This is a genomic window from Streptomyces sp. NPDC096193 (genome assembly GCF_040302905.1).
Classification (GTDB): domain Bacteria; phylum Actinomycetota; class Actinomycetes; order Streptomycetales; family Streptomycetaceae; genus Streptomyces.
Genome location: NZ_JBEOSJ010000008.1, coordinates 97141 through 121578 on the forward strand (window position 1 = coordinate 97141; position 24438 = coordinate 121578).

The following is a 24438-nucleotide window of genomic DNA, read 5'->3' on the forward strand; positions in this document are numbered from 1 at the left end:
AGATGACGGACATCACACTGGTACGCGTCATTCCGTGGCGCGGACCGCGTGGCGAAGGACCCGCTCACCCAGCAGCTCCTCCATCTCGGCGAGGAGGACGAGGGCTTCACCAGACCCCTTGGCCGCTGCGCGCCGCTTGACCGCCTCCGCGCCGATCCGGCCGGGCACCGTGCCGTGCGGCGGGAGAGCCGATCGGCGACCCCGGCGCCGGGGTGGCCGGACGTGCTCTCGCATCTGATGCCGTTCCGCCGTCTGGTGGGCGGAAACGGGACGCGTACGTCGGCCGGTACGCGACGGCCTCCATGCTCTGCGAAGCTCCGATCGCCCTCGGGCTCTCCGCCGTCGCCGTGACGGTCGGCGCATGTGGCTTCCGCCGGGCCGGTGCGTAACCCTGGTCTGTCGTCCGGATCGGGACGGCTCCCGTGCCCTGGCCCGAACGACAGACCCTAGGCTGGCCATATGGTCAATCTGACGCGCATCTACACCCGTACCGGCGACCAGGGCACGACGGCTCTCGGCGACATGAGCAGGACCGCCAAGACCGATCTGCGGATCTCGGCGTATGCCGACGCCAACGAAGCCAACGCGGTCATCGGCACCGCGGTCGCGCTGGGGCAGCTTCCGGACGAGGTCGTCGCGGTCCTGGTCCGGGTCCAGAACGATCTCTTCGACGTGGGCGCGGACCTGTCGACCCCGGTGGTGGCCGACCCCGAGTACCCGCCGCTGCGGGTCGAGCAGTTCTACATCGACCGTCTCGAGGCGGACTGCGACCGGTTCAACGACGAGCTGGAGAAGCTGCGCAGCTTCATCCTGCCGGGCGGGACACCGGGGGCGGCCCTGCTGCACCACGCCTGCACGGTCGTCCGCCGTGCCGAGCGCTCGACGTGGGCGGCGCTGGAGGCGCACGGCGAAACGATGAACCCGCTCACCGCGACCTATCTCAACCGCCTCTCCGATCTGCTGTTCATCCTGGCGAGGACGGCGAACAAGGAGACGGGCGACGTGCTGTGGGTCCCGGGCGGGGAGCGCTGACCCGCACGCTCCCCCCGCCGGGGCCTGGTCCCCGGGGAGTCACCGACGCTCCAGCCGGACCGGTTCACGGTCGGACGTCGCCTCGGCCGCCGGGGCCTTCTTGGGCCAGATCGTGTACGTGAGAGCGATCAGCCCGTGGATGCCCGCGGTGCGCCAGGCGACGTACATCCAGCTCTGCAGCGGACCGGTCCGGCTCGGGTCGTCCACGTACCAGACGGCGAGCTGGAGGAGCCCGGTGGCGACGGCGGCCGCGATCAGCGTGCCGGTCCACACCTTGCCCTCGTGCTTCGCCCGCGCCATGCCGTAGCGCGGCGGCTTCACCGGGGGCGGCGCGCCGCCGAAGCGGTGGGCGGCGTGGCCGTCGAGCCACTTGATGGTGCGGTGGCCGTGTCCGACCGTGTAGCCGATGTAGAGCGCGGCCAGCCCGTGCTTCCAGCTCGGCTCTCCCCCGTTCTTCAGGTCGAGTGCCGTCACGACCAGCAGGACGACCTCCAGCAGCGGTTCGCACAGCAGCAGGGCCATACCCGCACGCGGCATCTTCAGCAGATAGCGCGTGGCGAGCCCCGCGGCCAGCAGCACCCAGAAGCCGACCTCGCAGATCACGATCAGCGTGACGATCACGGCACTCTCCCTTCGTTGCTTCCAGCGTCCCGGCCGCCCGGCCGCCGGACGTCGTCGGCAGTGAGGAAGTGGCACTGCATCCTTCGATGTAGCCGCGGCTCACCCCGCACGGGGAGGCGGCACGTGTCCGCCGCCGTGTTTCATGGGGTGGTGACCTTCCCCCGCCCTCATCGCGACGATGTGCTCCTGGCCGTGGCCATGCTCTTCGGCGGTGTCGTGCTGTGGTCGTTCGGGCTCCACGTCACGGAGAACCGGGACTTCCTGCCCCCGTGGGCGGCTCTGGTGCCGCTCGGCGTGACGGCGCTCCTGGAGCTGCTGCGCAGGTCGATGCCACGGACGTGTCTGCTGGCAGGGACGGTGGCGGTGGTGGCCGACCAGTTCACGGTCGGGAACCTCTTCACCGTGCTGATGTTCACGGACCTCGTCTACGCGTCGGTGGTGTACGGCTCGCCCGGCACCGCCCGCCGGGTCCCGGTGATCACCGGTCTGATCACGGTCGCCTCGACCCTCACCTTCCTCGCCTGGTTCCGTGACCCGGCAGCCCTGCTGCTGGGCGTGGTCACCGGCCTGGTCAGCTTCGCCCCGGCCACCACCGGCGCGATCATCCGCAATCACCGTGAGGCCGCCGAGGCGGCGAAGCTGCGGGCCCAGCAGACCGCGCTGCTCGCCGAGATGGACCGGGTCCAGGCCGTGACGGCCGAGCGCGCCCGGATGGCGCGCGAACTGCACGACATGGTCGCCAACCACCTCTCCGCCATCGCCATCCACTCCACCGCAGCGCTCTCGCTCGACGATCCGAAGACCACCCAGGGCGCGCTGGAGGTGATCCGCGAGAACAGCGTCCAAGGGCTCGGGGAGATGCGCCGGCTGATCGGACTGCTGCGGGACAGCAGCGACGACCAGGAGCCGGCCGCCGCCCCGACGCTCGACGGACTGGAGTCGCTGGTCGAGCAGGCGCGTACGAACGGCTCGGGCAGCGGGCTCGACTTCACGCTCGACGACCGGCGCGAGAACGGCGCCAGGCTGCCCGCGCCGGTGGAACTGGCGGCGTACCGGATCGTGCAGGAGTCGCTGACGAACGCCCTCAAGCACGCGGAGTCGGGGCAGGTCCGCATCGCCCTCGCCCATGCGACGGGCCGGGCCCTCACGGTCACGGTGACCAGCCCCTTCGGCCGCCGGCCCGGTCCGCGCGCGCCCGGTTCGGGAGCGGGCCTGGTCGGTATGCGGGAGCGGGTGGTGCTGCTGGACGGGGAGTTCGCGGCGGGACCCACCGAAGGGCCCCCGCAGGGTCCGGAGAAGATCTGGTGCGTACGGGCGGTGCTGCCCGTACGGGACGAAGGAGAGCCGTCGGCATGACCCAGGGAGCAGGGCGCGTACGCGTGCTCGTCGCGGAGGACCAGAGCGCGGTGCGGGCGGGCCTGGTGCTCATCCTCGGCAGCGCGCCGGACATCGAGGTCGTCGGTGAGGCGGCTGACGGCGAGGCAGCGGTGCGTCTCGCGCGCGAACTGCGACCTGATCTGGTGCTGATGGATGTGCAGATGCCGCGGCTCGACGGCGTCTCGGCGACGCGACAGGTCGTCGAGGAGAAGCTCGCGGACGTGCTGGTGCTGACGACCTTCGATCTGGACGAGTACGTCTTCGGGGCCCTGCGGGCGGGTGCGGCGGGCTTCCTGCTGAAGAACACGGACGCCCACGATCTGCTGCAGGCCGTGCGCACGGTGGCCCGCGGCGAGGGACTGATCGCGCCGGCCGTGACCCGGCGGCTGATCGCGGAGTTCGCCACCCCGCGGCCCGTACGCTCCCCCGACGCTCCCGACCCGGCGATCCTCGACGTGCTCACCCGCCGGGAGCGTGAGGTCCTCGGCTGTCTGGGCGAGGGACTGTCGAACGCCGAGATCGCGGCCCGCCTTCTGATGGCGGAGGCGACGGTGAAGACGCATGTCAGCAGGCTGCTGGGGAAGCTGGAGCTGCGCAGCCGGGTCCAAGCCGCGGTGCTCGCCCAGGAGTTGGGCGTCTGAGCGGGGATCCGCCGGGAGTTGACCCGCCTTTGGTCTGGACCTATTGACGATTGGTCCAGACCTTCCTACTCTCACCGCACAGCACGCTGCGGTGAGCCCCGCTCGCGTGCCTGCTCGGACCGACCCGTCCTGTCCGTCCGCAACTCGAGGAGCATCCCTTGAGAACGAGCACCTCCCGCACCGGCGGAAGATTCAGATCCAGAGCGACGGCGGCACTCACCGCCCTCCTGCTCCCCCTGGCCGCCATGGTCGGCCTCGCCTCCCCGGCCGAGGCCGCCCCCTCGGCAACCGCCACCTACGCCAAGACCTCCGACTGGGGCTCCGGGTTCGAGGGCAAGTGGACGGTGAAGAACACCGGCACCACCTCCCTCAGCTCCTGGACCGTCGAGTGGGACTTCCCCGCCGGCACCGCGGTCACGTCCGCCTGGGACGCGGACGTCACCAGCTCCGGCACCCACTGGACCGCCAGGAACAAGGCCTGGAACGGCTCCCTCGCCCCCGGCGCCTCCGTCTCCTTCGGCTTCAACGGCACCGGCAGCGGCTCCCCCTCCGGCTGCAAGCTCAACGGCGCCTCCTGCGACGGCGGCAGCCTCCCGGGCGACAATCCGCCCTCCGCGCCCGGCACCCCCTCCGCCTCCGGCATCACCAACACCGCGGTGACCCTCAGCTGGGCCGCCGCGACCGACGACAAGGGCATCAAGAACTACGACGTGCTCCGCGACGGCACCCGGGTCGCGACGGTCACCGGACTCACGTACACCAACACCGGACTCACCGCCGGCACGGACTACTCGTACACGGTCCAGGCCCGCGACACCGCCGACCAGACGGGACCGGTCAGCGGCTCACGCGCCGTGCGGACCACCGGCGGCGGCACCGACCCCGGACCGGGCGACAAGGTCAAGCTCGGCTACTTCACCAACTGGGGCGTCTACCAGCGCAACTACCACGTGAAGAACCTGGTGACCTCCGGCACCGCGGCCAAGATCACCCACATCAACTACGCCTTCGGCAACGTCCAGGGCGGCCGCTGCACCATCGGTGACGCCTTCGCCGACTACGACAAGGCCTACACCGCCGACCAGAGCGTCGACGGCAAGGCCGACACCTGGGACCAGCCGCTGCGCGGCAACTTCAACCAGCTGCGCAAGCTCAAGGCCCAGTACCCGAACATCAAGATCCTGTGGTCGTTCGGCGGCTGGACCTGGTCCGGCGGCTTCGGCCAGGCCGCGGCCAATCCGGCCGCGTTCGCCGAGTCCTGCTACCAGCTGGTGGAGGACCCGCGCTGGGCCGATGTCTTCGACGGCATCGACCTGGACTGGGAGTACCCCAACGCCTGCGGTCTGACCTGCGACACCTCCGGCCCCGCGTCGCTCAGGAACGTGATGCAAGCCATGCGCGCCAGGTTCGGCTCGGGCAACCTCGTCACCGCCGCGATCTCCGCCGACGGCACCAACGGCGGCAAGCTGGACGCCGCCGACTACGCGGGCGCCGCCCAGTACGTCGACTTCTACAACGTCATGACGTACGACTTCTTCGGCACCTGGGCCGCCCAGGGCCCGACGGCCCCGCACTCCCCGCTCACCTCGTACGCGGGCATCCCGCAGGAGGGCTTCACCTCCGAGGCCGCCATCACCAAGCTCAAGGGCAAGGGCATCAGCGGCAGCAAGCTGAACCTCGGCATCGGCTTCTACGGCCGCGGCTGGACCGGCGTCACCCAGGCCACCCCGGGCGGCACCGCCACCGGCCCGGCCCCCGGCACGTACGAGCCGGGCAACGAGGACTACAAAGTCCTCAAGGTGACCTGCCCGTCCACCGGTACCGTCGCCGGCACCGCCTACGCCAAGTGCGGCAGCAACTGGTGGAGCTACGACACCCCCGCCACGGTCGGCACCAAGATGTCCTGGGTGAAGAGCCAGGGCCTCAAGGGCGCCTTCTACTGGGAGTTCAGCGGCGACACCGCGAACGGTGAACTCGCCGACGCGGTCCACACCGGACTGCGGTAAACAGACCGAAGCCGGGGTGGAACGGGTCCGTCCCCGTCCATCCCGGCTTCTTCATGCCCTGGTACGACAGGCGCCTAGGCGACATTCACCCTCTGTCCGGGAGGCGCCGCCTCCAGCCAGGCGAGGAAACCGGTCAGCGCGTCCTCGCTCATCGCGAGCTCCAGACGCGTACCCCGGTGGACACAGCCCAGCACGATCGCGTCGGACAGCAGCGCCAGCTCCTCCTCGCCCTCGGGAGTACGGCGGGCCACGACCTCGATGGCCGAGCGCTCCAGAACCCGGCGGGGACGCGGCGAGTACGAGAAGACGCGGAACCACATGATGCGGTCGCCGCTGTACCGGGCGACGCCGTACACCCAGCCCTTGCCGGAGACATCCGTCTCGTCCAGGATGTTCCAGCGCAGGCTGCAGTCGAACGTGCCGCCGGAACGCTGGATCAGGCGACGGCGCAGACCGAAGACGAAGAGCCCGATCCCCACCAGCGCGACGAAGACCAGACCGCTCACAAGCAGAGCGAGGAACATCTCCACCGACCTCCTCGCATCGATCTCGTCATGGTCCGCACTGGGGTTCCCATGTGCGCCTGCATTGCCTCAGCCGCGACACGGTCTGGAGGTGTCCAGTCCGGGCCGCGGCTGAGGGTGACAACTGTCGGCGGGGTGCTCAGCGCACCGCCACCGCACGCAGTCGGACGTCGGCACGGCGCTCTGCGGCGGCGTCGTCGTCGGACTTGGCGCGCTCCAGCGCGCGCTCGGCGCGCTGTGCATCGATCTCGTCCGCCAGCTCCGCAATCTCCGCCAGCAGCGAGAGCTTGTTGTCGGCGAAGGAGATGAAACCGCCATGCACCGCGGCGACGACAGTCCCGGCTCCGCCTTCAGAGCTGGTACGGATGGTCACCGGGCCCGACTCCAGCACACCGAGCAGCGGCTGGTGACCGGGCATGACGCCGATGTCGCCGGACGTGGTGCGCGCGACGACCAGGGTGGCCTCGCCGGACCATACCTGCCGGTCAGCGGCGACCAGCTCGACGTGCAGCTCAGCAGCCAAGGGTGGCTCCTCGGGTCACCACCCGGCGGTTCTGCCGGGTGTTGGGTCAATTCTACGGGGCGTACGAAAGGGGGCGGGACGGACCCCGCCCCCTTTCACGAGTCACGGGACTCAGGAGACGCCGAGCTCCTTGGCGTTGGCCTTGAGGTCCTCAATGCCACCGCACATGAAGAACGCCTGCTCGGGGAAGTGGTCGTACTCTCCGTCGCAGATCGAGTTGAACGCGGTGATCGACTCGTCGAGCGGCACGTCCGAGCCGTCCACGCCGGTGAACTGCTTGGCGACGTGGGTGTTCTGGGACAGGAAGCGCTCCACGCGACGGGCGCGGTGGACAACGAGCTTGTCCTCCTCGCCCAGCTCGTCGATACCGAGAATCGCGATGATGTCCTGGAGGTCCTTGTACTTCTGCAGGACACCCTTGACACGGGTCGCCGTGTCGTAGTGCTCCTGCGTGATGTAGCGCGGGTCCAGGATGCGGGACGTGGAGTCCAGCGGGTCCACGGCCGGGTAGATGCCCTTCTCGGAGATCGGACGGGAGAGAACCGTCGTCGCGTCGAGGTGGGCGAAGGTGGTGGCCGGGGCCGGGTCGGTCAGGTCGTCGGCGGGGACGTAGATCGCCTGCATCGACGTGATCGAGTGACCACGCGTCGAGGTGATGCGCTCCTGCAGCAGACCCATCTCGTCGGCCAGGTTCGGCTGGTAACCCACCGCGGACGGCATACGGCCGAGCAGGGTGGACACCTCGGAGCCGGCCTGGGTGTACCGGAAGATGTTGTCGATGAAGAAGAGCACGTCCTGCTTCTGCACATCGCGGAAGTACTCCGCCATGGTCAGACCGGCCAGCGCGACGCGAAGACGGGTGCCCGGGGGCTCGTCCATCTGACCGAAGACAAGCGCCGTCTTGTCGATGACGCCGGACTCGGTCATCTCCTCGATGAGGTCGTTGCCCTCACGGGTACGCTCACCGACGCCCGCGAACACCGACACACCGTCGTGGTTGTTGGCGACGCGGTAGATCATTTCCTGGATCAGAACGGTCTTGCCGACACCGGCACCACCGAACAGACCGATCTTTCCACCCTTGACGTACGGGGTGAGAAGGTCGATGACCTTGATGCCCGTCTCGAACATCTCGGTCTTGGACTCGAGCTGGTCGAAGCTGGGCGCCTTGCGGTGGATCGGCCAGCGCTCGGTGGTCTCGCTGTTCGCCTCGGGGACGTTCAGCACCTCACCGAGAGTGTTGAACACCTTGCCCTTGGTGAAGTCGCCGACCGGAACGGTGATGCCCGCGCCGGTGTTCGTCACCGTGGCCTGGCGGACCAGACCGTCGGTGGGCTGCATCGAGATCGCGCGGACCAGGCCCTCGCCGAGGTGCTGGGCGACCTCGAGGGTCAGCGTCTTGAGCTTGCCGTCCTCGGCCGGGTCGGCCACCTCGACGGTGAGCGCGTTGTAGATCTCCGGCATTGCGTCGACGGGGAACTCCACGTCGACGACCGGGCCGATGACCCGGGCGACGCGGCCCGTGGCAACGGCCGTCTCAACTGTCGTCGTCATTACTTGTCACTCCCCGCGGTCGCGTCGGCCAGGGCGCTGGCGCCACCGACGATCTCGCTGATTTCCTGGGTGATTTCGGCCTGGCGGGCCGCGTTGGCAAGCCGGGAGAGGCTCTTGATGAGCTCCCCGGCGTTGTCGGTCGCCGACTTCATCGCGCGGCGGGTGGCAGCGTGCTTGGAAGCGGCGGCCTGGAGCAGCGCGTTGTAGATCCGGCTCTCGACGTAGCGCGGCAGCAGGGCGTCGAGGACGTCCTCCGCCGACGGCTCGAAGTCGAACAGGGGCAGAATCTCGCCCTTGGTGCCGCTCTCCTCCGCCGCCTGCTCGATGCTGAGCGGCAGCAGCCGGTTCTGCACCGGCGTCTGCGTCAGCATCGAGACGAACTCGGTGAAGACGATGTGGAGCTCGTCCACGCCGCCCTCGGCCGTGTCCTGCTGGACCGCTTCGATCAGCGGTGCGGCGACCTTCTTGGCGTCCGCGTACGTCGGGTTGTCGGTGAACCCGGTCCACGACTCCGTGACCTTGCGCTCACGGAAGCCGTAGTACGCGACACCCTTGCGGCCGACGATGTAGCTGACGACCTCCTTGCCCTCGCCCTGGAGCCGCTCGGTGAGCTGCTCCGCCGCCTTGATGGCGTTGGCGGAGTAACCGCCGGCCAGACCGCGGTCGCTCGTGATGAGCAGAACCGCGGCGCGGACCGGGGACTCCACCTCGGTGGTGAGGGGGTGCTGGGTGTTCGACCCCGTGGCCACCGCGGTCACCGCGCGGGTGAGCTCGGTGGCGTACGGCGTGGAGGCCGACACCTGGCGCTGCGCCTTGACGATGCGCGAGGCGGCGATCATCTCCATCGCCTTGGTGATCTTCTTGGTCGCGGTGACGGATTTGATGCGACGCTTGTAGACCCGGAGCTGGGCTCCCATGAGTCAGGTCCCTTCCGTCGTCACTTGCTCGTGCTGACCGGAGCGTCGTCGCCCAGAAGCTGGCCGTCCGAGGTCTCGAACTGACGCTTGAAGGCGGTGATCGCGTCGGCGATGGACTGCAGGGTGTCGTCCGACATCTTGCCGCCCTCGGCGATGCTGGTCAGCAGCTCCTTGCGCTCGCGGCGCAGGTACTCGAGCAGCTCGGCCTCGAAGCGCCGGATGTCCTGGACCGGGACGTCGTCCATCTTGCCGGTGGTACCGGCCCAGACGGAGACGACCTGCTCCTCGACGGGCATCGGCTGGTACTGGCCCTGCTTCAGCAGCTCGACCATGCGCTTGCCGCGCTCCATCTGCGCCTTGGAGGCCGCGTCCAGGTCGGAACCGAAGGCGGCGAACGCCTCCAGCTCGCGGTACTGGGCGAGGTCCACGCGAAGACGGCCGGAGACCTGCTTCATGGCCTTGTGCTGGGCGGAGCCACCGACACGGGAGACCGAGATACCGACGTTCAGCGCCGGGCGCTGGCCCGCGTTGAACAGGTCGGACTCCAGGAAGCACTGGCCGTCGGTGATGGAGATGACGTTGGTCGGGATGAACGCCGACACGTCGTTCGCCTTGGTCTCGACGATCGGCAGACCGGTCATCGAACCGGCGCCCATGTCGTCGGAGAGCTTGGCGCAGCGCTCCAGCAGACGCGAGTGCAGGTAGAAGACGTCACCGGGGTACGCCTCACGGCCCGGCGGACGGCGCAGCAGCAGCGACACGGCGCGGTAGGCGTCGGCCTGCTTCGACAGGTCGTCGAAGATGATCAGGACGTGCTTGCCGGCGTACATCCAGTGCTGGCCGATGGCCGATCCGGTGTACGGCGCCAGGTACTTGAAGCCGGCCGGGTCGGACGCCGGAGCGGCGACGATGGTCGTGTACTCCAGGGCGCCGGCTTCCTCCAGGGCACCGCGCACGGACGCGATGGTGGAGCCCTTCTGGCCGATGGCGACGTAGATGCAGCGCACCTGCTTGTTCACGTCGCCCGAGCGCCAGTTGTCGCGCTGGTTGATGATCGTGTCGACGGCCAGAGCGGTCTTGCCGGTCTGACGGTCACCAATGATCAGCTGACGCTGACCGCGGCCGATCGGCACCATGGCGTCGACGGCCTTGTAGCCGGTCTGCATCGGCTCGTGCACCGACTTACGGATCATGACGCCAGGGGCCTGCAGCTCCAGGGCGCGGCGTCCGTCGGTCTCGATCTCGCCGAGGCCGTCGATCGGGTTGCCGAGCGGGTCGACGACACGGCCGAGGTAGCCCTCGCCGACGCCGACGGAGAGGACCTCTCCGGTGCGGCGCACCGGCTGTCCCTCCTCGATACCGCTGAACTCGCCGAGGACGACCGCACCGATCTCGCGCTCCTCGAGGTTGAGGGCGAGACCGAGGGTGCCGTCCTCGAACTTCAGCAGCTCGTTCGCCATGGCCGAGGGCAGTCCCTCGACCTTCGCGATGCCGTCGCCGGCAACGCTGACCGTCCCGACCTCCTCGCGCGAGGCCGCGTCCGGCTTGTACGACTGGACAAAGTTCTCCAGCGCGTCCCGGATCTCCTCCGGCCGGATCGTGAGCTCCGCCATCTGGGTTCCCTGCTCTCCTTGTTGGGCCCGAAGTTTCTTAGGGGGTCTGGGGGCCGACCCCCAGGAATCTTCTGCAATTTCTGCACGGCCCAACCGGGCCGCTGGTACTGCTCGTCTGTCGTGTTCAGTTGAAGGCGGCCGGGTCAGCCGGCCATGCGACGGGCCACCTCGTCGAGGCGGTCCGCGATGGTGCCGTTGATGACCTCATCACCGACCCGCACCGAGATCCCGCCGAGGACCTCGGGGTCCACGTCCAGGTTCAGGTGCATGTCGCGGCCGTACAGCTTCGCCAGAGCGGCACCGAGGCGCTGCTTCTGCCGGTCGGTGAGCGGGACCGCCGAGGTGACGACCGCGACCGTCCGCTCCCTGCGCCCGGCAGCGAGCTTGGACAGGGAGTCGAGTCCCTGCTCCAGGCTACGTCCCCGGGGTGAGGTGACAAGACGCACGATCAGTCGCTCGGTGGCCGGATCCGCCTTGCCGCCCAGCAGGCTGCGCAGCAGCTCCGCCTTGGAGGACGGCGACGCCGACTTGTCGGTCAGCGCGGCCCGGAGCCCGGTGTTGGACGCGACGATCCGGCTGAACCGGAACAGCTCGTCCTCGACGTTGTCGAGCACGCCCCTGCGCTGCGCGGCGATGAGCTCGGCGGTGGACGCCAGCTCCTCGATCGCGTCGACCAGGTCGCGCGACCTCGACCAGCGGGAGCGGACCATGCCGGAGATCAGATCGGCGGTCTCGCCACCTACCTGACCGCTCAGCAGGCGCGCCGCCAGCTCGGCCTTCGCCTCGCCGGCCTGCGCCGGGTCGGTCAGGACCCGACGCAGCGACACCTCGCGGTCGAGCAGCGCGGTGACGGCGGCCAGCTCCTCGGCGAGCCCCGCGGCGTCGACGGACGTGTTGTCCGTCAGCGCGTCGAGGGACTCACGCGCGGCAGCCAGTGCCTCGCGGCTCGCTCCGTTCATCGCGTCGCCTCGGCCTTCTCCTCGAGGTCGTCGAGGAAGCGGTCGATGGTCCGGCTCTGCCGTGCGACGTCCTCGAGGGACTCACCCACGAGCTTGCCGGCCAGCTCGGTCGCGAGCGTGCCCACGTCCTGACGCAGCGCGGCAGCCGCAGCCTTGCGGTCGGCCTCGATCTGGGCGTGGCCGGCCGCGATGATCTCCTCACGCTGCCGCTGGCCTTCCGCCTTCATCTCCTGGATGATCGCGGTGCCCTGCTCGTTCGCCTCCTGGCGCATACGAGCGGCTTCATGACGGGCCTCGGCAAGCTGAGCCTTGTACTGCTCAAGGACGCTCTCGGCCTCGATCTTGGCCGCATCGGCCTTCTCCATGCCGCCTTCGATGGCCTCGCGACGCTCTTCCAGAACCTTGTTGATGTTCGGGAGGAGCTTCTTCGCGAAGAAGAAGAAGACGACGGCGAAGGCGATCAGGCCGACGAGCAGCTCGGGGCCCGGAGGAAGGAGCGGATTCTGCTCTTCCCCGGCCGCCAGCTGAACGATGTTGGCGATCACATCAATGCCTTTCGTCGAAAGTGGTCAGCGAAACGAGGATCACTGACCGTAAACGAACGGCAGAACGATGCCGATGAGGGCGAGCGCCTCACAGAAGGCGAAACCGAGGATCTGGTTGGCACGGATCAGGCCGGCAGCCTCGGGCTGACGGGCAAGAGCCTGGGTGCCGTTACCGAAGACAATGCCGACACCGATGCCGGGGCCGATCGCGGCGAGGCCGTAGCCGATGGAGCCGAGCGAACCGGTGACGGCGGCGAGGGTCTCAGTGGCAGCCATGCTGATTCTTCCTTTTCATTAACGGACCGGTGGGGGTTGGCCACCGGACGCTTCTTGGTGGTGCGGGCGAGGGCTCAGTGGTGCTCGGCGAGAGCGCCCTGAATGTAGGTGCAGGCCAGGAGGACGAAGACGTATGCCTGGACGGCCTGCACGAAGAGCTCGAAGCCGATCATGGCGATCGTCATCACGAACGAGACACCGGCGGCCGGGATCAGCCAGCTGTTCAGCAGGTACCAGGAGGCGACGGTGAACATCACCAGCATCAGGTGACCGGCGAACATGTTGGCGAAGAGTCGCACGGCGTGCGTGAACGGCCGGACCAGCAGGTTCGAGAAGAACTCGATGAACGAGACCAGCCACTTGATCGGGCCGAGCGAGTTGTCGTAGCCGGTGATGTTCTTCCAGCCGCCGACGAAGCCGTGGCGCTTGAACGTCAGGGACACCCAGATCACGTAGACGATCAGGGCCAGCACGATCGGGTACGCGATGATCGATGACACGGGGAACTGTGCCAGCGGGATCACGGACCAGATGTTCATGATCCAGACGAAGAAGAAGATGGAGACCATCAGCGGGACGTACTTCTCACCCTCCCGCTTGCCGAGGGTCTCGTAGACGATGCCGCGGCGTACGAAGTCGTAGCCGGCCTCACCGATCATCTGGAGCTTGCCGGGGACGACCTTTGCCTTCCCGAAAGCCAGCGTGAAGAAGGTGACGACGACCAACGAGGTGAGCAGCGCGAGCAGCATCACCTTGTTGAACTCGAAGCCTCCGACGGTGAAGATCGGCTGGAAAAGGAAGGAGTGCAGGCCCGGTGCCGGAAAGCCACAGCCGTTGTCGGCCATGATGCGGCAGCTCCAGTCAAAGGCGAGCGTGGTCTGTTCAGCACTCACCGCGGGCTCCTTCGGCGTGACGCATGGGTTCGGCAACCTCGTTGTGTCGGAGCGGCGCGCAGCCGCGAGTCGGCACCGGAGTGGTGTTTCGGATGTGGGGGCGGCGGTCAGGCGTCGAAGCCTCGCGTCGAGCAGGCGTCAGCTCGGATGCCCGCGCCCGCAGTGCCGCAGTTGGCACCGGACGATAGCAGGGTCTCGAACGGGCATTTATACCGGCCCTACCTGTCACGTCGAGGACCCCGTCGTTTCGCCCTGACGGGGAGCAGACGGTTCCGGCTCGACGTAGAGAATCTTGGCCTTCATGTGGGCACGGGCCTGCGCTGACACCCAGACGAGCGTGGCGGCGACCAACGTCGCAGCGAACGCCTTGGGGTTGAACAGCGTCGTGTCCTTGAACGCCGCGACGAAGATGAAGAGCACCAGCAGCTGCGTCGTGTACAGCATCAGGCCCATGGCCTGGAAGAGCTGCGGGAACTGCTTGGCGGTCCGCTGGAGGACCACGATGCCGATCCCCATGAAGACGATGACCACCAGTGCGCCGACCGCCGCGCCGAGCGCCCCTTTCCCACCGGCGACCACTCCACTGATCACAGCGGCGATCGCGCCGGCCGCGGCGGTGGGGACGGCGGTGAGAAGGAGTGAGCGTGCGTCGTTGGACGGCATGGCGGCAGCTCCGCTTGCTGGTGGGGGCAGTGGTGTCGTCATGGACGAGCGTAGTCCCGGTCCGAGATGGGTCTCGGGGCCAACCAACCGTCGCACTACGGTCCTTCGGCTCTGTCTCCGGGTCTCGTGAACGGTATCACAAACTATTTGATGAGGTCTTTACCCGGAGGTGTGCCAACTCTCACACATGAGAGTGAACGCGCGCGTGTGTGCACGACAAGCCGCCGCTATGTCTGGTAATAGGCGACATACCGGAAAGGTCAGCCGCGCGTGCCGGCCTTCCGCCGGTCAGGGAGGCGCGAGCGAGCGCCGATCGCCGTCGCTCCGTTGACGCCCGCCGGGATCGGCGTCCGCTCCTGCGGCTCCGCGGCCGCCGGGAACTCCGCGGCACCGGACACCGCCGGCTCGCCCTGTACGTCGCGCGCCGACGAGGACTCGGCGACGTGCGGCCGCACCGCACGGCGGCGGTAGCGGGGCGGGACGAACGCCTCGGCCCAGCGCGGCGCCCGCGGTGTGAAGCGCGGCAGCAGCAGAAGCACCAGGCCCACCGCGCTCAGCGCGACGACGAGCATCACGATCCACATGGACGCCGAGTGCACGGAGTACGCGACCACACCGAACGCGATCAGCGCGGACCAGAAGTACATGATCAGGACAGCGCGGCTGTGCGAATGTCCGACCTCCAGCAGCCGGTGGTGGAGGTGCCCGCGGTCGGCGGCGAACGGCGACTGGCCGTTCCAGGTGCGGCGGACGATCGCCAGCACCAGGTCCGCGACCGGGATCGCGATGATCGTCAGCGGCAGCAGCAGCGGGATGAAGACGGGCAGTGCCGCGTGCGTGGCCTCACGGGTGCTGCCCTCGAAGATCTTGAGAGCGTCCGGATCCACCTGGCCGGTCACCGAGATCGCCGCCGCCGCCAGCACCAGACCGATCAGCATCGATCCCGAGTCGCCCATGAAGATGCGCGCCGGATGCATGTTGTGCGGCAGGAAGCCGAGGCACATGCCCATCAGGATGGCGGTGAAGAGGCTGGCGGGGGCCGCCGCCTCGATCCCGTAGCTGAACCAGATGCGGTAGGCGTAGAGGAAGAAGGCCGCGGCGGCGATGCACACCATGCCGGCGGCCAGTCCGTCCAGGCCGTCGACGAAGTTCACGGCGTTGATCGTGATGACGACGAGCGCCACGGTCAGCAGGGTGCCCTGCCAGGAGGTCAGCGAGACCGTCCCCACACCGGGCACCGGGATCCACAGGATCGTCAGACCCTGCATCACCATCACACCCGCGGCGATCATCTGTCCGCCGAGCTTGATCAGGGCGTCGATCTCGAACTTGTCGTCCAGGACGCCGATGATCCAGATCAGGGCGGCTCCGGAGAGCAGCGCACGCGGTTCGTTGGACAGCTCGAACACGCTGTTCAGGTTCTGCAGATGGTCGGCGACCAGCAGACCGGCGCAGAGGCCGAAGAACATGGCGATGCCGCCGAGTCTCGGCGTCGGCTCGCGGTGTACGTCGCGGGCACGGATCTCCGGCATCGCGCCGGTCGCGATGGCGAACTTCCGCACCGGACCGGTCAGCAGATAGGTCACCGCAGCCGTGACACAGAGCGTCAGCAGGTAATCACGCACGGGCTGCCCCACAGGAATCGCTGGCCATCTCAGCCCCACACCCTAGCTCTGGTCGCCCCATGGTTGAGGACATACAGGCGCCGGAGATGGTTGCAGATGCTTCCGGCTACCTCTGGTAGGGCGGAAATCTACCGGCCATCTCGCGCACGTCCGTACGGATCTTCCTCGCCTCCTCGCCCTCTTCACGAATCGCCGCGGTGAACAACGACGCGATCCGGCTCATCTCGGTCTCCCCCATGCCCTGGGTGGTGACGGCGGCGGTCCCGAGCCGGATGCCGCGACCGTCCCCGTACGGCAGCGCACAGGTGTCGAGGACCAGTCCGGCGGCGGCGAGACGACCGCGCGCGATCCTGCCGTCCACCCCGAGGGGAGCGGGGTCCGCGCTGATCAGATGGGTGTCGGTGCCGCCGGTGAGGACCGCGAAGCCCTCGTCCGCGAGCTCCTCGGCGAGCACGCGCGCGTTCGCGACCACCCGATGGGCGTAGGCCGTGAACGCCGGCGCCGCCGCCTCCCCGAAGGCCACCGCCTTGGCGGCGATCGTGTGCATCTGGGCGCCGCCCTGGGTGAAGGGGAACACCGCCCGGTCGATGCGCTCCGCGAGCTCCGCGCCGCACAGGATCATGCCGCCGCGCGGTCCGCGCAGCACCTTGTGCGTGGTGGCGCACACCACATCGGCGTACGGGACGGGATTGGGCGCCGCGCCGCCGGCGATCAACCCCATCGGGTGGGCGGCGTCCGCGATCAGATACGCGCCGACCTCGTCCGCGATCTCGCGGAACAACGCGTAGTCGGGGTGGCGGGGATAGGAGATGGAGCCGCAGACCACCGCCTTGGGCCGGTGCCGGCGGGCCAGGGTGCGCACCTGGTCGTAGTCGATGACACCGGTCTCCGCCTCGACGCCGTAGCCGACGAAGTCGAACCAGCGGCCCGAGAAGTTCGCGGGCGAACCGTGGGTGAGGTGACCGCCGTACGGCAGTCCCATGGCGAGGACGGTGTCGCCGGGCCGCAGCAGCGCCGCGTAGGCCGCGAGGATCGCGGAGGAGCCGGAGTGGGACTGCACATTGGCGTGCTCCGCGCCGAACAGTGCGGTCGCGCGCTGGACGGCGATCCGCTCGGCGGCGTCGACCAGTTCACAGCCTCCGTGGTGGCGGGCGCCGGGATAGCCCTCGGCGTACTTGTTGGCCAGCGGAGAGCCGAGGGCGGCGAGAACGGCGGGTGAGGTGAAGTTCTCCGCCGCGATGAGCTGGAGGCTGTCGCTCTGCCGCTGCTCCTCCCCCAGGATCACCTCGGCGATCTCGGGGTCCTGACGGCGCAGGGCGTCGAAGTCCCCACCGTGGTGGCTGATGCTCGCGGTGTCGGGCGCTGCGGTGACCGGCATCTGTGGCTCCAGGCGTGGGCTGGCCGTGAAGTCCAATGTAGGCCGGTGGGCCGCGCGATGCCCGGCGATCGCTCCGTCCGGGTGGCGGGTCGCCGCCCGTGCCTTCAGCGCCGGGCGGGAATGCCCGTCAGCGCGGTGACGACCGGGTCCAGGGCCTGGTTGATCTCGTCGCCGATCGAGCGGAAGAACGTGATGGGCGCGCCGTAGGGGTCGTACACCTCGTCCGCGTCGGGGCTCGGCGCCAGCAGCCAGCCGCGCAGCGCGGCCGCGGCCCTGACCAGGGCCCTCGCCCGCTCGACGACGCCCTCGTCCCGTGTGTCGGGCAGCGTGGCCGGGTCTATCGCCCGTACGAGCCGGGTGAACTCCTTCAGCGTGAACGTCCGCAGGCCCGCCGAGTGGCCCATCGAGATGACCTGCGCCCGGTGGTCGCGGGTCGCCGTGAGGACCAGGTCCGCACGGATCACGTGCTCGTCCAGCAGCTCGCGCCCCACGAACCCGGTCGCGTCCGCGCCGAAGTCGGCGAGGACCACCTCGGCGTTGGCCTCCATCGGAGCGCCCTCGTGACCCCAGGTGCCGGCGCTCTCCACGATCAGTCCGCGGGTCAGGGGATCGCCGAGGCGCACGCTGAGGGCATGCCGCGTCAGCCGCTCGGTGATCGGCGAGCGGCACACGTTGCCGGTGCTGACGTGGAGGATTCTGAAGGTGTCGACTGCGGTCGCCGCACCTATGCCACGCCCCTCAGGGGCGGTCAATTGGCCACCTCGAGGTCGGGTACGACTTTGCGGAGCTCGTCCGCGTCGAGCGCCCCCGCCCGCAGCAGAATCGGCACCGTGCCTGTGACGTCGACGATCGAGGACGGCACGATGCCCGGCGTCGGACCGCCGTCGAGGTAGACGGAGACGGAGTCGCCGAGCATGTCCTGCGCCGCGTCACAGTCCTCGGGCGCAGGGTGCCCGGTGAGGTTGGCGGACGACACGGCCATCGGGCCGACCTCGGTGAGCAGTTCGATCGCGACGGGGTGCAGCGGCATCCGGATCGCGACGGTGCCCCGGGTGTCCCCGAGGTCCCACTGGAGCGACGGCTGGTGCTTGGCGACGAGGGTGAGCGCTCCGGGCCAGAAGGCGTCGACGAGCTCCCAGGCCTGCTCGGAGAAGTCGGTGACCAGGCCGTGGAGGGTGTTCGGGGACCCGATGAGGACAGGGGTGGGCATGTTGCGGCCGCGCCCCTTCGCCGCCAGGAGGTCCGCGACGCCCTCGGAGCTGAAGGCGTCGGCACCGATCCCGTACACGGTGTCGGTGGGCAGCACGACGAGCTCACCGCGGCGGACGGCGGACGCGGCCTCGCGCAGGCCCGTCGTGCGGTCGGTCGCGTCGTTGCAGTCGTATCGCCGTGCCATCAGTGGGCCTCCTCGTACACGTACAAGATCTTCGTCGTCTGTGTCGTCTGCGCCGGCTGTGCGGGCTGTGTCTTCGCGCGGTTCACGGCATCGCCTTGCGGGCGGTGGCGAAGCGCGGCCGCTTGTTCAGGTCGGGGTGGTCGGCCGCGTCCGCCCAGCCGGACTCCTCGTTGAAGATCCACGGCACCTGGCCGCCCTGGGTGTCCGCGTGCTCGATGACCACGAGACCGCCGGGGCGCAGCAGACGGTGCGCGGTGCGCTCGATACCGCGGATGGTGTCCAGGCCGTCCTCGCCGGAGAACAGGGCCATCTCAGGGTCGTGGTCGCGGGCCTCGGGGGCGACGTACTCCCACTCGGTGAGCGGGATGTACGGCGGGTTGGAGATGACGAGGTCGACCTGGCCGTCCAGTTCGGGCAGCGCTGCGAGCGCGTTGCCCTGGTGGATGGTGACGCGGGAGCCCTCGGCGTTCTTCCGGGCCCAGTTGAGGGCGTCGTCGGAGAGCTCGACCGCGTGCACACGCGAGCGCGGCACCTCCTGCGCCATCGCCAGCGCGATGGCGCCCGATCCGGTGCACAGGTCGACGATGAGCGGCTCGACGACGTCCATGGCCCGTACGGCGTCTATGGCCCAGCCGACGACGGACTCGGTCTCGGGGCGCGGCACGAAGACACCGGGGCCGACCTGGAGCTCCAGATAGCGGAAGAAGGCCCGTCCGGTGATGTGCTGGAGCGGTTCACGGGCCTCGCGGCGGGCGACCGTCTCCCAGTAACGGGCGTCGAAGTCCGCGTCCTTGACGTTGTGCAGCTCTCCCCGCTTCACACCGTGGACGAAGGCGGCGAGCTCCTCCGCGTCGAAGCGCGGCGAGGGCACGCCGGCGTCGGCCAGCCGCTGGGTGGCCTGGGCCACCTCGGCGAGCAGCAGGTTCACTGGTCCTCCACCCGTTCCGTACGAGGTGTTACTGGGCGGCCGCGAGCTTTGCGGCCGAATCGGCGTCGACACAGGCCTGGATGACCGCGTCCAGGTCACCGTCGAGGACCTGGTCCAAGTTGTACGCCTTGAAGCCGACCCGGTGGTCCGAGATGCGGTTCTCGGGGAAGTTGTACGTGCGGATCTTCTCGGAGCGGTCCACCGTGCGGACCTGGCTGCGGCGCGCGTCCGCGGCCTCCTTCTCGGCCTCCTCCTGCGCCGCGGCCAGCAGCCTGGAGCGCAGGATACGCATCGCCTGCTCCTTGTTCTGGAGCTGGCTCTTCTCGTTCTGGCAGGAAGCGACGATGCCGGTCGGCAGGTGCGTGATGCGAACCGCGGAGTCGGTGGTGTTGACGGACTGTCCGCCGGGGCCCGACGAGCGGTAGACGTCGATGCGCAGGTCGTTGGCGTGGACCTCGACGTCGATCTCCTCCGCCTCCGGCGTGACCAGCACACCGGCCGCGGAGGTGTGGATACGGCCCTGGGACTCGGTGGCGGGCACGCGCTGCACGCGGTGCACCCCGCCCTCGTACTTCAGCCGCGCCCAGACGCCCTGTCCGGGCTCGGTGGCACCCTGGCCGCCCTTGGTCTTCACCGCGACCTGGACGTCCTTGTAGCCGCCCAGCTCCGACTCGGTGGCGTCGATGATCTCGGTCTTCCAGCCGACGCGCTCGGCGTAGCGCAGATACATCCGCAGCAGGTCGCCGGCGAACAGGGCGGACTCGTCGCCGCCCGCGCCGGCCTTGACCTCGAGGAGGACGTCCTTGTCGTCGCTGGGGTCGCGCGGCACCAGGAGCAGCCGCAGCTTCTCGGTGAGGTCCTCGCGCTGCTGCTCCAGCTCCTTGGCCTCGGCGATGAAGTCCGGGTCGTCGGCGGCCAGTTCGCGCGCGGTCAGGATGTCGTCCCCGGTCTGCTTCCAGGAGCGGTACGTGCCGACGATCGGCGTCAGCTCGGCATAACGCTTGCCCAGCTTGCGCGCGTTCGCCTGGTCGGCGTGGACCGAAGGGTCGGCGAGCTTCTTCTCCAGATCGGCGTGCTCGCCGATCAGTTCCTCGACCGCCTCGAACATTCGGGGGCTCCTGGGGGATGACGATTACTGAACGAGACCTACGGGACGGCAAAGCGCCGGTCCCAGCCGCCCCGCGCGGGGGTGGCCGAGGACCGGCGCAGTTGGCTCGCTACTTCTTGGCGGAGCCGGCCTTGCCGAAGCGGGCCTCGAAGCGGGCCACGCGGCCACCGGTGTCGAGGATCTTCTGCTTGCCCGTGTAGAACGGGTGGCACTCGGAGCAGACCTCGGCACGGATGGCGCCGCTGTCGATGGTGCTGCGAGTGGTGAACGACGCGCCGCAGGTACAGCTGACCTGGGTCTCGACGTACTCGGGGTGGATGTCGCGCTTCAAGGTGTCTCCTAGTTTCGGGAGGGCGCCGGGTCGCACGCGCGGGATACGGGTGCGTGAACCGGGGCCGACGTACCAGTCTGCCAGGACCGGCCGTATCTCCCAAAACCGGGGTGCTCGCGGAACTATTCCGCACGGTTCCGCGGCGTCCGCCACGCCTGACCGCCGCGCCGACGGATGCGGCTAGCGCGCCCGGACGACGGTGCCGGCGTCGCCCTTGTCGCCCGCCGAGTCCTTCACCGCGGAGGCCGGGATCGGCTTGTCCTGCTTGAGCGCCGTCCACACCTGCTGCCCGGCGGACGTGATCGGGATCACCCGGTTCGGGTCGACGGGGTCGTACTCGACCGGCATCGTGATCATCTGCACGTCCTGGGCGTCCAGGCCGCCGAGCCCCCTGGCGAAACTCATCAGTTCGGACACCGAGTCGAGCTCGGAGTCCGGGGTAATGGCCTTCGTCGCGGTGTCGGCGATGTCCAGCAGCTTCTTCGGGTCGGTCAGCACGCCGACGCTCTTGACCTGGTTGATGAAGGCCTTCATGAAGGCCTGCTGGAGCTGGATCCGCCCGAGGTCGCTGCCGTCGCCGATGCTCTTGCGGGTGCGGACCAGGCCCAGCGACTGCTCCCCGTCGAGGGTGTGCGTGCCCGGCGCCAGGTTCAGATGGCTCTTGGAGTCGTTGATGGGCTCGGCGGTGGTGATCTTCACGCCACCGAGCTTGTCGATGAGCTGCTTGAAGCCCGTGAAATCGACCTCGATGTAGTGGTCCATGCGGATGCCCGACATCTTCTCGACGGTCTTCACCGCACAGGCCGGGCCGCCGGACTCGTACGCCGTGTTGAACATCGCGCGCCGGGACCCGGTGACGGTCTCGCCGTCGCTGTCGGTGCAGTCGGGGCGCTGGACGAGGGTGTCGCGGGGCACGGAGACCACGCTCGCCGTCTTGTGTCCCTCGTACACGTGCATGATCATCGCCGTGTCCGAGCGGGCACCGCCCTCGTCGGGGCCGTACTCGGCGTTGGCTCCGGCGCGGGAATCCGAGCCGAGGACGAGGATGTCCATGGAGCCGTTGTCGACGTCGTCGGGCCGGTCGGTGCCGAGCTGGCTGTTGATGTCGACGCCGGTGATGTTGCCGTTGAGCTTGAAGTAGACGTAGCCGAGGCCGGAGCCACCGAAGAGCACGAGGCCCGCAGTGGTCCAGGCGGCGACGGTCATGGCCCGGCGGCCCGTGGAGGGCTGCTTGCGGCGCTTGCCGCGGCTGCCGCGTATTCGGCTGCCACTGCTGCTCTGCTCGGCCATGATCTCCCCTGTTCCGCCGTCTGCCGCCACCCCCTGCTGCGCCGAACCAGGTGCGGTTTGTCTGACCCTGTCAATTTTTGCTCCGCCACTGGTGAGACGGCGCGGCGACGGAAAGGGTTGCACGCGGGCGTGAGAACCGGGTGAGAACGCGGCTGCGCCCGCCGTGCGGGGCACGACGGGCGCAGAGCCTGTCCCATCAGGGGTTTTTCCCGCCGGGACGGTGGAGCGGGGGTAGAGCGGCGGCGCCGGCGGGTGTGGTGAAGGTCCCACCGGCACCCGCCGGTGCCCACCGGCGTCCGCGGACGTCCGGCCGGCGTCAGGCCTCAGCCGAAGAGGTTGTAGGCCTGCCAGCCGGTGCCGAAGTCCTTGCGCGTACCGAAGATGCCACCGGTGGTCGCGCTGTTGCCGTTGCCCGGGTAGAGCCACAGCTTGCCGGTCGAGTCACGGACCAGGAGGTCGGCGTGACCGTCGCTGTTCACGTCACCGACGGTGACCAGCGCGGTGAAGCTGCTGAGGGTGAACTTGCCGACCAGACGGCGGGCCTCGAACGGGGTCGCGGCCTTGCCGGTGCCCCGGTAGAGGTACGTGGAGCCGTCGGCGCCACGGGCCAGAACGTCCGGCTTGCCGTCGCCCGTGAAGTCACCGTGACCGCGGACCACGCCGTACTGGCCCCAGCCGCCACCGACCAGGACGGGGGCGGCGAAGCCGCCGTTGCCCCTGCCCGGGTAGAGGTGGAGGTTGCCGGAGGAGTTCACCGCGAGCATGTCGGGCAGCTCGTCGCCGGTGAGGTCACCGGGGGTCACGATCTGCTTGTGCGCGGTCCAGGCCTTGGCGACCAGCTTGAACTGCCATTCGCCCTCCGCGCCGCCGCTCCCGGGCACGTAGTGGTCCCAGTACACGTCACCGTTGCCGACGCGGTACAACAGGTCGTCGTAGTCGTCGCGGTCCAGGTCGGTCTGGACGAGCAGGTTGGCGTTGCCGAAGTTGCCCAGGTTGTACGTGCGGGTCAGGCCCGTGACCTTGGAGTGCCAGCTGAACAGGCTGGCGTCCGAGGTGCGGCGGGCCAGCAGGTCGGCGGTGTGGTCCGAGCTCCAGTTGGCGTCGTCGACGCGGGACTGGATCGGGGCGGAGTACGTGGAGACCTTCGCGTACACGCCGTACTTGCCCGCGGCCGAGCAGTTCTCGTCGCCCCAGGAGACGATGCCGGCGAGCTTGCCGCCGACGACCAGCGGTCCGCCGGAGTCACCGTTGCAGGTGGTCTCGCTGGTGGCGTCGTCGCCGGTGGGCGGGGCGCCCGCGCAGAGCATGTTGCCCCTGATGAAGCCCTCGGGGTACGCGGCACCGCACGCGGTGTCGGAGACGATGTCCGCGTCGGCGACCTTCAAGACGGGGGAGGCGCTGTCCTGCACGGTGGAGCTGGTGCGGCCCCAGCCGTACACCTTGCCGTCCAGGCCTGCCTGGTAGAGCGCCGAGTCGGTGGGCTGCGCGAGCGGCAGCGGCGTGACAGTGGACGGGACCTTGGACGTCAGCGTCAGGACGGCCACGTCGTTGTCGAGCGTGGACCAGCTGAATCCGGGGTGGTTCCACTGCCGGTACGCGCCGAGCAGCGTGGCGCCGTGCCAGTCCCACGACCCGTCCGCGTTCTGGGTGGGCAGCTTGTCGGTGCCGACGGCGACGGTGCCGCCCTGGTAGTACTTGGCACCCTTGACGCAGTGGGCGGCCGTGGCGATCTTCGTCGGGGCGATGACCACGCCGCCGCAGAAGAAGCCGGTGCCGGTGGCCTCGTCGTAGTAGTGGAGCTGCGCCATCCAGGGGGCGGCCGAGATGGTCGTCTGCGAACCACCGATGATGCGCGCACTGGGCGCGCTGCCGGAGTCGCTGTCCGCCGCGGGGTCGGGCTGGGTGATGAGGGACCGCTCGCTCTTGGCGTCGGCCTTCATCGCCAGGGTGACGCGCTTGCGCAGCTCGCTCTGGGAGGGCTGTACGGGCTTCTGCGACTCGGCGCTGATCTGCGGTGCCTCGCCGGCCTCCGCGGAACCGGACGCGGTCATCGCGATCCCCGCACCGGTCAGCGCGAGGACGGCGGCGACGGCCGGTATCGCAAGTCTCATCCGGCGCTTGTGCCGACCACCACGCGTGCGTATCTGCACTCGGTAACCCCTCGGGTTGAACCGGCAGAGCGCAACCGCCCCACCGGAGGAAACTGGGTCATCGGTGGGGCACGAAGAAGCGTGCGAG

General features: G+C 69.1%; 25 protein-coding genes. 4 read left to right on the top strand and 21 right to left on the bottom strand.

Going from position 1 to position 24438, the window contains the following annotated elements:
• Positions 1-27 precede the first annotated feature (27 nt).
• A complete protein-coding gene (locus tag ABTX78_RS14585; protein ID WP_352207288.1) occupies positions 28-234 on the bottom strand; it encodes a hypothetical protein in 207 nt (68 codons plus the stop codon).
• A gap of 225 nt (positions 235-459) precedes the next feature.
• Between ABTX78_RS14585 and ABTX78_RS14595 the strand changes: the two genes are divergently transcribed.
• Complete coding sequence (locus ABTX78_RS14595; RefSeq protein ID WP_352207149.1) at positions 460-1032, top strand: cob(I)yrinic acid a,c-diamide adenosyltransferase; 573 nt, start codon at positions 460-462, stop codon at positions 1030-1032.
• A gap of 39 nt (positions 1033-1071) precedes the next feature.
• On the opposite strand, the gene ABTX78_RS14600 is transcribed toward ABTX78_RS14595, so the two are convergent.
• On the bottom strand, positions 1072-1653 hold the full coding sequence (locus ABTX78_RS14600) for a hypothetical protein (protein ID WP_352207150.1): 582 nt from the start codon (positions 1651-1653) through the stop codon (positions 1072-1074).
• Between the two features lie 150 nt (positions 1654-1803).
• On the opposite strand from ABTX78_RS14600, the gene ABTX78_RS14605 reads away from it, so the two are divergent.
• From ABTX78_RS14605 to ABTX78_RS14615, 3 genes are all read left to right on the top strand, one after another.
• A complete protein-coding gene (locus ABTX78_RS14605) occupies positions 1804-3009 on the top strand; it encodes a sensor histidine kinase (RefSeq protein WP_352207151.1) in 1206 nt (401 codons plus the stop codon).
• Positions 3006-3671 carry a response regulator gene (locus tag ABTX78_RS14610; protein ID WP_352207152.1) on the top strand — a complete coding sequence of 222 codons (666 nt, stop codon included), beginning with the start codon at positions 3006-3008 and terminating at the stop codon, positions 3669-3671. The genes ABTX78_RS14605 and ABTX78_RS14610 overlap by 4 nt, the downstream gene beginning before the upstream one ends.
• 158 nt (positions 3672-3829) lie before the next feature.
• Complete coding sequence (locus tag ABTX78_RS14615) at positions 3830-5677, top strand: glycosyl hydrolase family 18 protein (RefSeq protein WP_352207153.1); 1848 nt, start codon at positions 3830-3832, stop codon at positions 5675-5677.
• 74 nt (positions 5678-5751) lie between these two features.
• On the opposite strand, the gene ABTX78_RS14620 is transcribed toward ABTX78_RS14615, so the two are convergent.
• The 19 genes from ABTX78_RS14620 to ABTX78_RS14710 all read right to left on the bottom strand — a co-directional run bounded on the left by ABTX78_RS14620 (position 5752) and on the right by ABTX78_RS14710 (position 24311).
• Entirely contained in the window at positions 5752-6201 is a 450-nt protein-coding gene (locus tag ABTX78_RS14620; RefSeq protein WP_340475432.1) for a DUF2550 domain-containing protein, read from the bottom strand.
• Between the two features lie 139 nt (positions 6202-6340).
• Entirely contained in the window at positions 6341-6724 is a 384-nt protein-coding gene (locus ABTX78_RS14625; protein WP_313944063.1) for a F0F1 ATP synthase subunit epsilon, read from the bottom strand.
• A gap of 111 nt (positions 6725-6835) precedes the next feature.
• On the bottom strand, positions 6836-8278 hold the full coding sequence (gene atpD / locus ABTX78_RS14630) for a F0F1 ATP synthase subunit beta (RefSeq protein WP_352207154.1): 1443 nt from the start codon (positions 8276-8278) through the stop codon (positions 6836-6838).
• Positions 8278-9195 (bottom strand): F0F1 ATP synthase subunit gamma, encoded by a 918-nt coding sequence (locus ABTX78_RS14635; protein WP_352207155.1) that lies wholly within the window; start codon positions 9193-9195, stop codon positions 8278-8280. Before ABTX78_RS14635 ends, atpD begins: the two co-directional genes overlap by 1 nt.
• A 20-nt stretch (positions 9196-9215) precedes the next feature.
• On the bottom strand, positions 9216-10808 hold the full coding sequence (gene atpA / locus ABTX78_RS14640) for a F0F1 ATP synthase subunit alpha (RefSeq protein ID WP_352207156.1): 1593 nt from the start codon (positions 10806-10808) through the stop codon (positions 9216-9218).
• A 143-nt stretch (positions 10809-10951) separates the two neighbouring features.
• Positions 10952-11767, bottom strand: coding sequence for a F0F1 ATP synthase subunit delta (locus tag ABTX78_RS14645; protein WP_352207157.1), 816 nt, complete (start codon positions 11765-11767; stop codon positions 10952-10954).
• Positions 11764-12312, bottom strand: coding sequence for a F0F1 ATP synthase subunit B (locus ABTX78_RS14650; RefSeq protein ID WP_352207158.1), 549 nt, complete (start codon positions 12310-12312; stop codon positions 11764-11766). The genes ABTX78_RS14645 and ABTX78_RS14650 overlap by 4 nt, the downstream gene beginning before the upstream one ends.
• A gap of 39 nt (positions 12313-12351) precedes the next feature.
• On the bottom strand, positions 12352-12588 hold the full coding sequence (atpE, locus tag ABTX78_RS14655) for an ATP synthase F0 subunit C (protein WP_313944069.1): 237 nt from the start codon (positions 12586-12588) through the stop codon (positions 12352-12354).
• A gap of 74 nt (positions 12589-12662) precedes the next feature.
• Positions 12663-13481, bottom strand: a complete 819-nt coding sequence (gene atpB, locus ABTX78_RS14660; protein WP_502993871.1) for a F0F1 ATP synthase subunit A — start codon at positions 13479-13481, stop codon at positions 12663-12665.
• Positions 13482-13706: 225 nt separating this feature from the next.
• The gene (locus ABTX78_RS14665; protein WP_352207159.1) at positions 13707-14144 is read right to left on the bottom strand and encodes a Cg1360 family ATP-synthase-associated protein; all 438 of its coding nucleotides are present in this window, start codon (positions 14142-14144) and stop codon (positions 13707-13709) included.
• A gap of 260 nt (positions 14145-14404) precedes the next feature.
• Positions 14405-15769, bottom strand: coding sequence for an MraY family glycosyltransferase (locus ABTX78_RS14670; RefSeq protein WP_352207160.1), 1365 nt, complete (start codon positions 15767-15769; stop codon positions 14405-14407).
• 106 nt (positions 15770-15875) lie between these two features.
• Positions 15876-17147: a serine hydroxymethyltransferase gene (gene glyA, locus ABTX78_RS14675; protein WP_352207161.1), complete on the bottom strand. Its 1272-nt coding sequence runs from the start codon at positions 17145-17147 to the stop codon at positions 15876-15878.
• Between the two features lie 104 nt (positions 17148-17251).
• Positions 17252-17899, bottom strand: coding sequence for an arsenate reductase/protein-tyrosine-phosphatase family protein (locus ABTX78_RS14680; RefSeq protein ID WP_313944073.1), 648 nt, complete (start codon positions 17897-17899; stop codon positions 17252-17254).
• The gene (locus ABTX78_RS14685; protein ID WP_352207162.1) at positions 17896-18543 is read right to left on the bottom strand and encodes an L-threonylcarbamoyladenylate synthase; all 648 of its coding nucleotides are present in this window, start codon (positions 18541-18543) and stop codon (positions 17896-17898) included. The genes ABTX78_RS14680 and ABTX78_RS14685 overlap by 4 nt, the downstream gene beginning before the upstream one ends.
• 82 nt (positions 18544-18625) lie before the next feature.
• The gene (gene prmC / locus ABTX78_RS14690; RefSeq protein ID WP_352207163.1) at positions 18626-19471 is read right to left on the bottom strand and encodes a peptide chain release factor N(5)-glutamine methyltransferase; all 846 of its coding nucleotides are present in this window, start codon (positions 19469-19471) and stop codon (positions 18626-18628) included.
• A gap of 28 nt (positions 19472-19499) precedes the next feature.
• A complete protein-coding gene (prfA, locus tag ABTX78_RS14695) occupies positions 19500-20579 on the bottom strand; it encodes a peptide chain release factor 1 (protein WP_352207164.1) in 1080 nt (359 codons plus the stop codon).
• Positions 20580-20688: 109 nt separating this feature from the next.
• A complete protein-coding gene (gene rpmE / locus ABTX78_RS14700; protein ID WP_313944077.1) occupies positions 20689-20910 on the bottom strand; it encodes a 50S ribosomal protein L31 in 222 nt (73 codons plus the stop codon).
• 180 nt (positions 20911-21090) lie between these two features.
• Entirely contained in the window at positions 21091-22200 is a 1110-nt protein-coding gene (locus tag ABTX78_RS14705) for an LCP family protein (protein WP_352207165.1), read from the bottom strand.
• Positions 22201-22523: 323 nt separating this feature from the next.
• Positions 22524-24311 (bottom strand): trypsin-like serine protease, encoded by a 1788-nt coding sequence (locus tag ABTX78_RS14710; protein ID WP_352207166.1) that lies wholly within the window; start codon positions 24309-24311, stop codon positions 22524-22526.
• Between the last annotated feature and the right edge of the window lie 127 nt (positions 24312-24438).

Bases quoted from the DNA above. Each gene is read 5' to 3' on its own strand.
- ABTX78_RS14585 (WP_352207288.1), bottom strand. From the start codon at position 234: ATGCGAGAGCACGTCCGGCCACCCCGGCGCCGGGGTCGCCGATCGGCT.
- glyA (WP_352207161.1), bottom strand. From the start codon at position 17,147: ATGCCGGTCACCGCAGCGCCCGACACCGCGAGCATCAGCCACCACGGT.
- ABTX78_RS14645 (WP_352207157.1), bottom strand. From the start codon at position 11,767: ATGAACGGAGCGAGCCGCGAGGCACTGGCTGCCGCGCGTGAGTCCCTC.
- atpE (WP_313944069.1), bottom strand. From the start codon at position 12,588: ATGGCTGCCACTGAGACCCTCGCCGCCGTCACCGGTTCGCTCGGCTCC.
- ABTX78_RS14620 (WP_340475432.1), bottom strand. From the start codon at position 6,201: ATGTTCCTCGCTCTGCTTGTGAGCGGTCTGGTCTTCGTCGCGCTGGTG.
- atpD (WP_352207154.1), bottom strand. From the start codon at position 8,278: ATGACGACGACAGTTGAGACGGCCGTTGCCACGGGCCGCGTCGCCCGG.
- ABTX78_RS14595 (WP_352207149.1), top strand. From the start codon at position 460: ATGGTCAATCTGACGCGCATCTACACCCGTACCGGCGACCAGGGCACG.
- ABTX78_RS14665 (WP_352207159.1), bottom strand. From the start codon at position 14,144: ATGCCGTCCAACGACGCACGCTCACTCCTTCTCACCGCCGTCCCCACC.
- ABTX78_RS14710 (WP_352207166.1), bottom strand. From the start codon at position 24,311: ATGAGACTTGCGATACCGGCCGTCGCCGCCGTCCTCGCGCTGACCGGT.
- ABTX78_RS14685 (WP_352207162.1), bottom strand. From the start codon at position 18,543: ATGGCACGGCGATACGACTGCAACGACGCGACCGACCGCACGACGGGC.
- ABTX78_RS14635 (WP_352207155.1), bottom strand. From the start codon at position 9,195: ATGGGAGCCCAGCTCCGGGTCTACAAGCGTCGCATCAAATCCGTCACC.
- ABTX78_RS14705 (WP_352207165.1), bottom strand. From the start codon at position 22,200: ATGGCCGAGCAGAGCAGCAGTGGCAGCCGAATACGCGGCAGCCGCGGC.
- prfA (WP_352207164.1), bottom strand. From the start codon at position 20,579: ATGTTCGAGGCGGTCGAGGAACTGATCGGCGAGCACGCCGATCTGGAG.
- atpA (WP_352207156.1), bottom strand. From the start codon at position 10,808: ATGGCGGAGCTCACGATCCGGCCGGAGGAGATCCGGGACGCGCTGGAG.
- ABTX78_RS14610 (WP_352207152.1), top strand. From the start codon at position 3,006: ATGACCCAGGGAGCAGGGCGCGTACGCGTGCTCGTCGCGGAGGACCAG.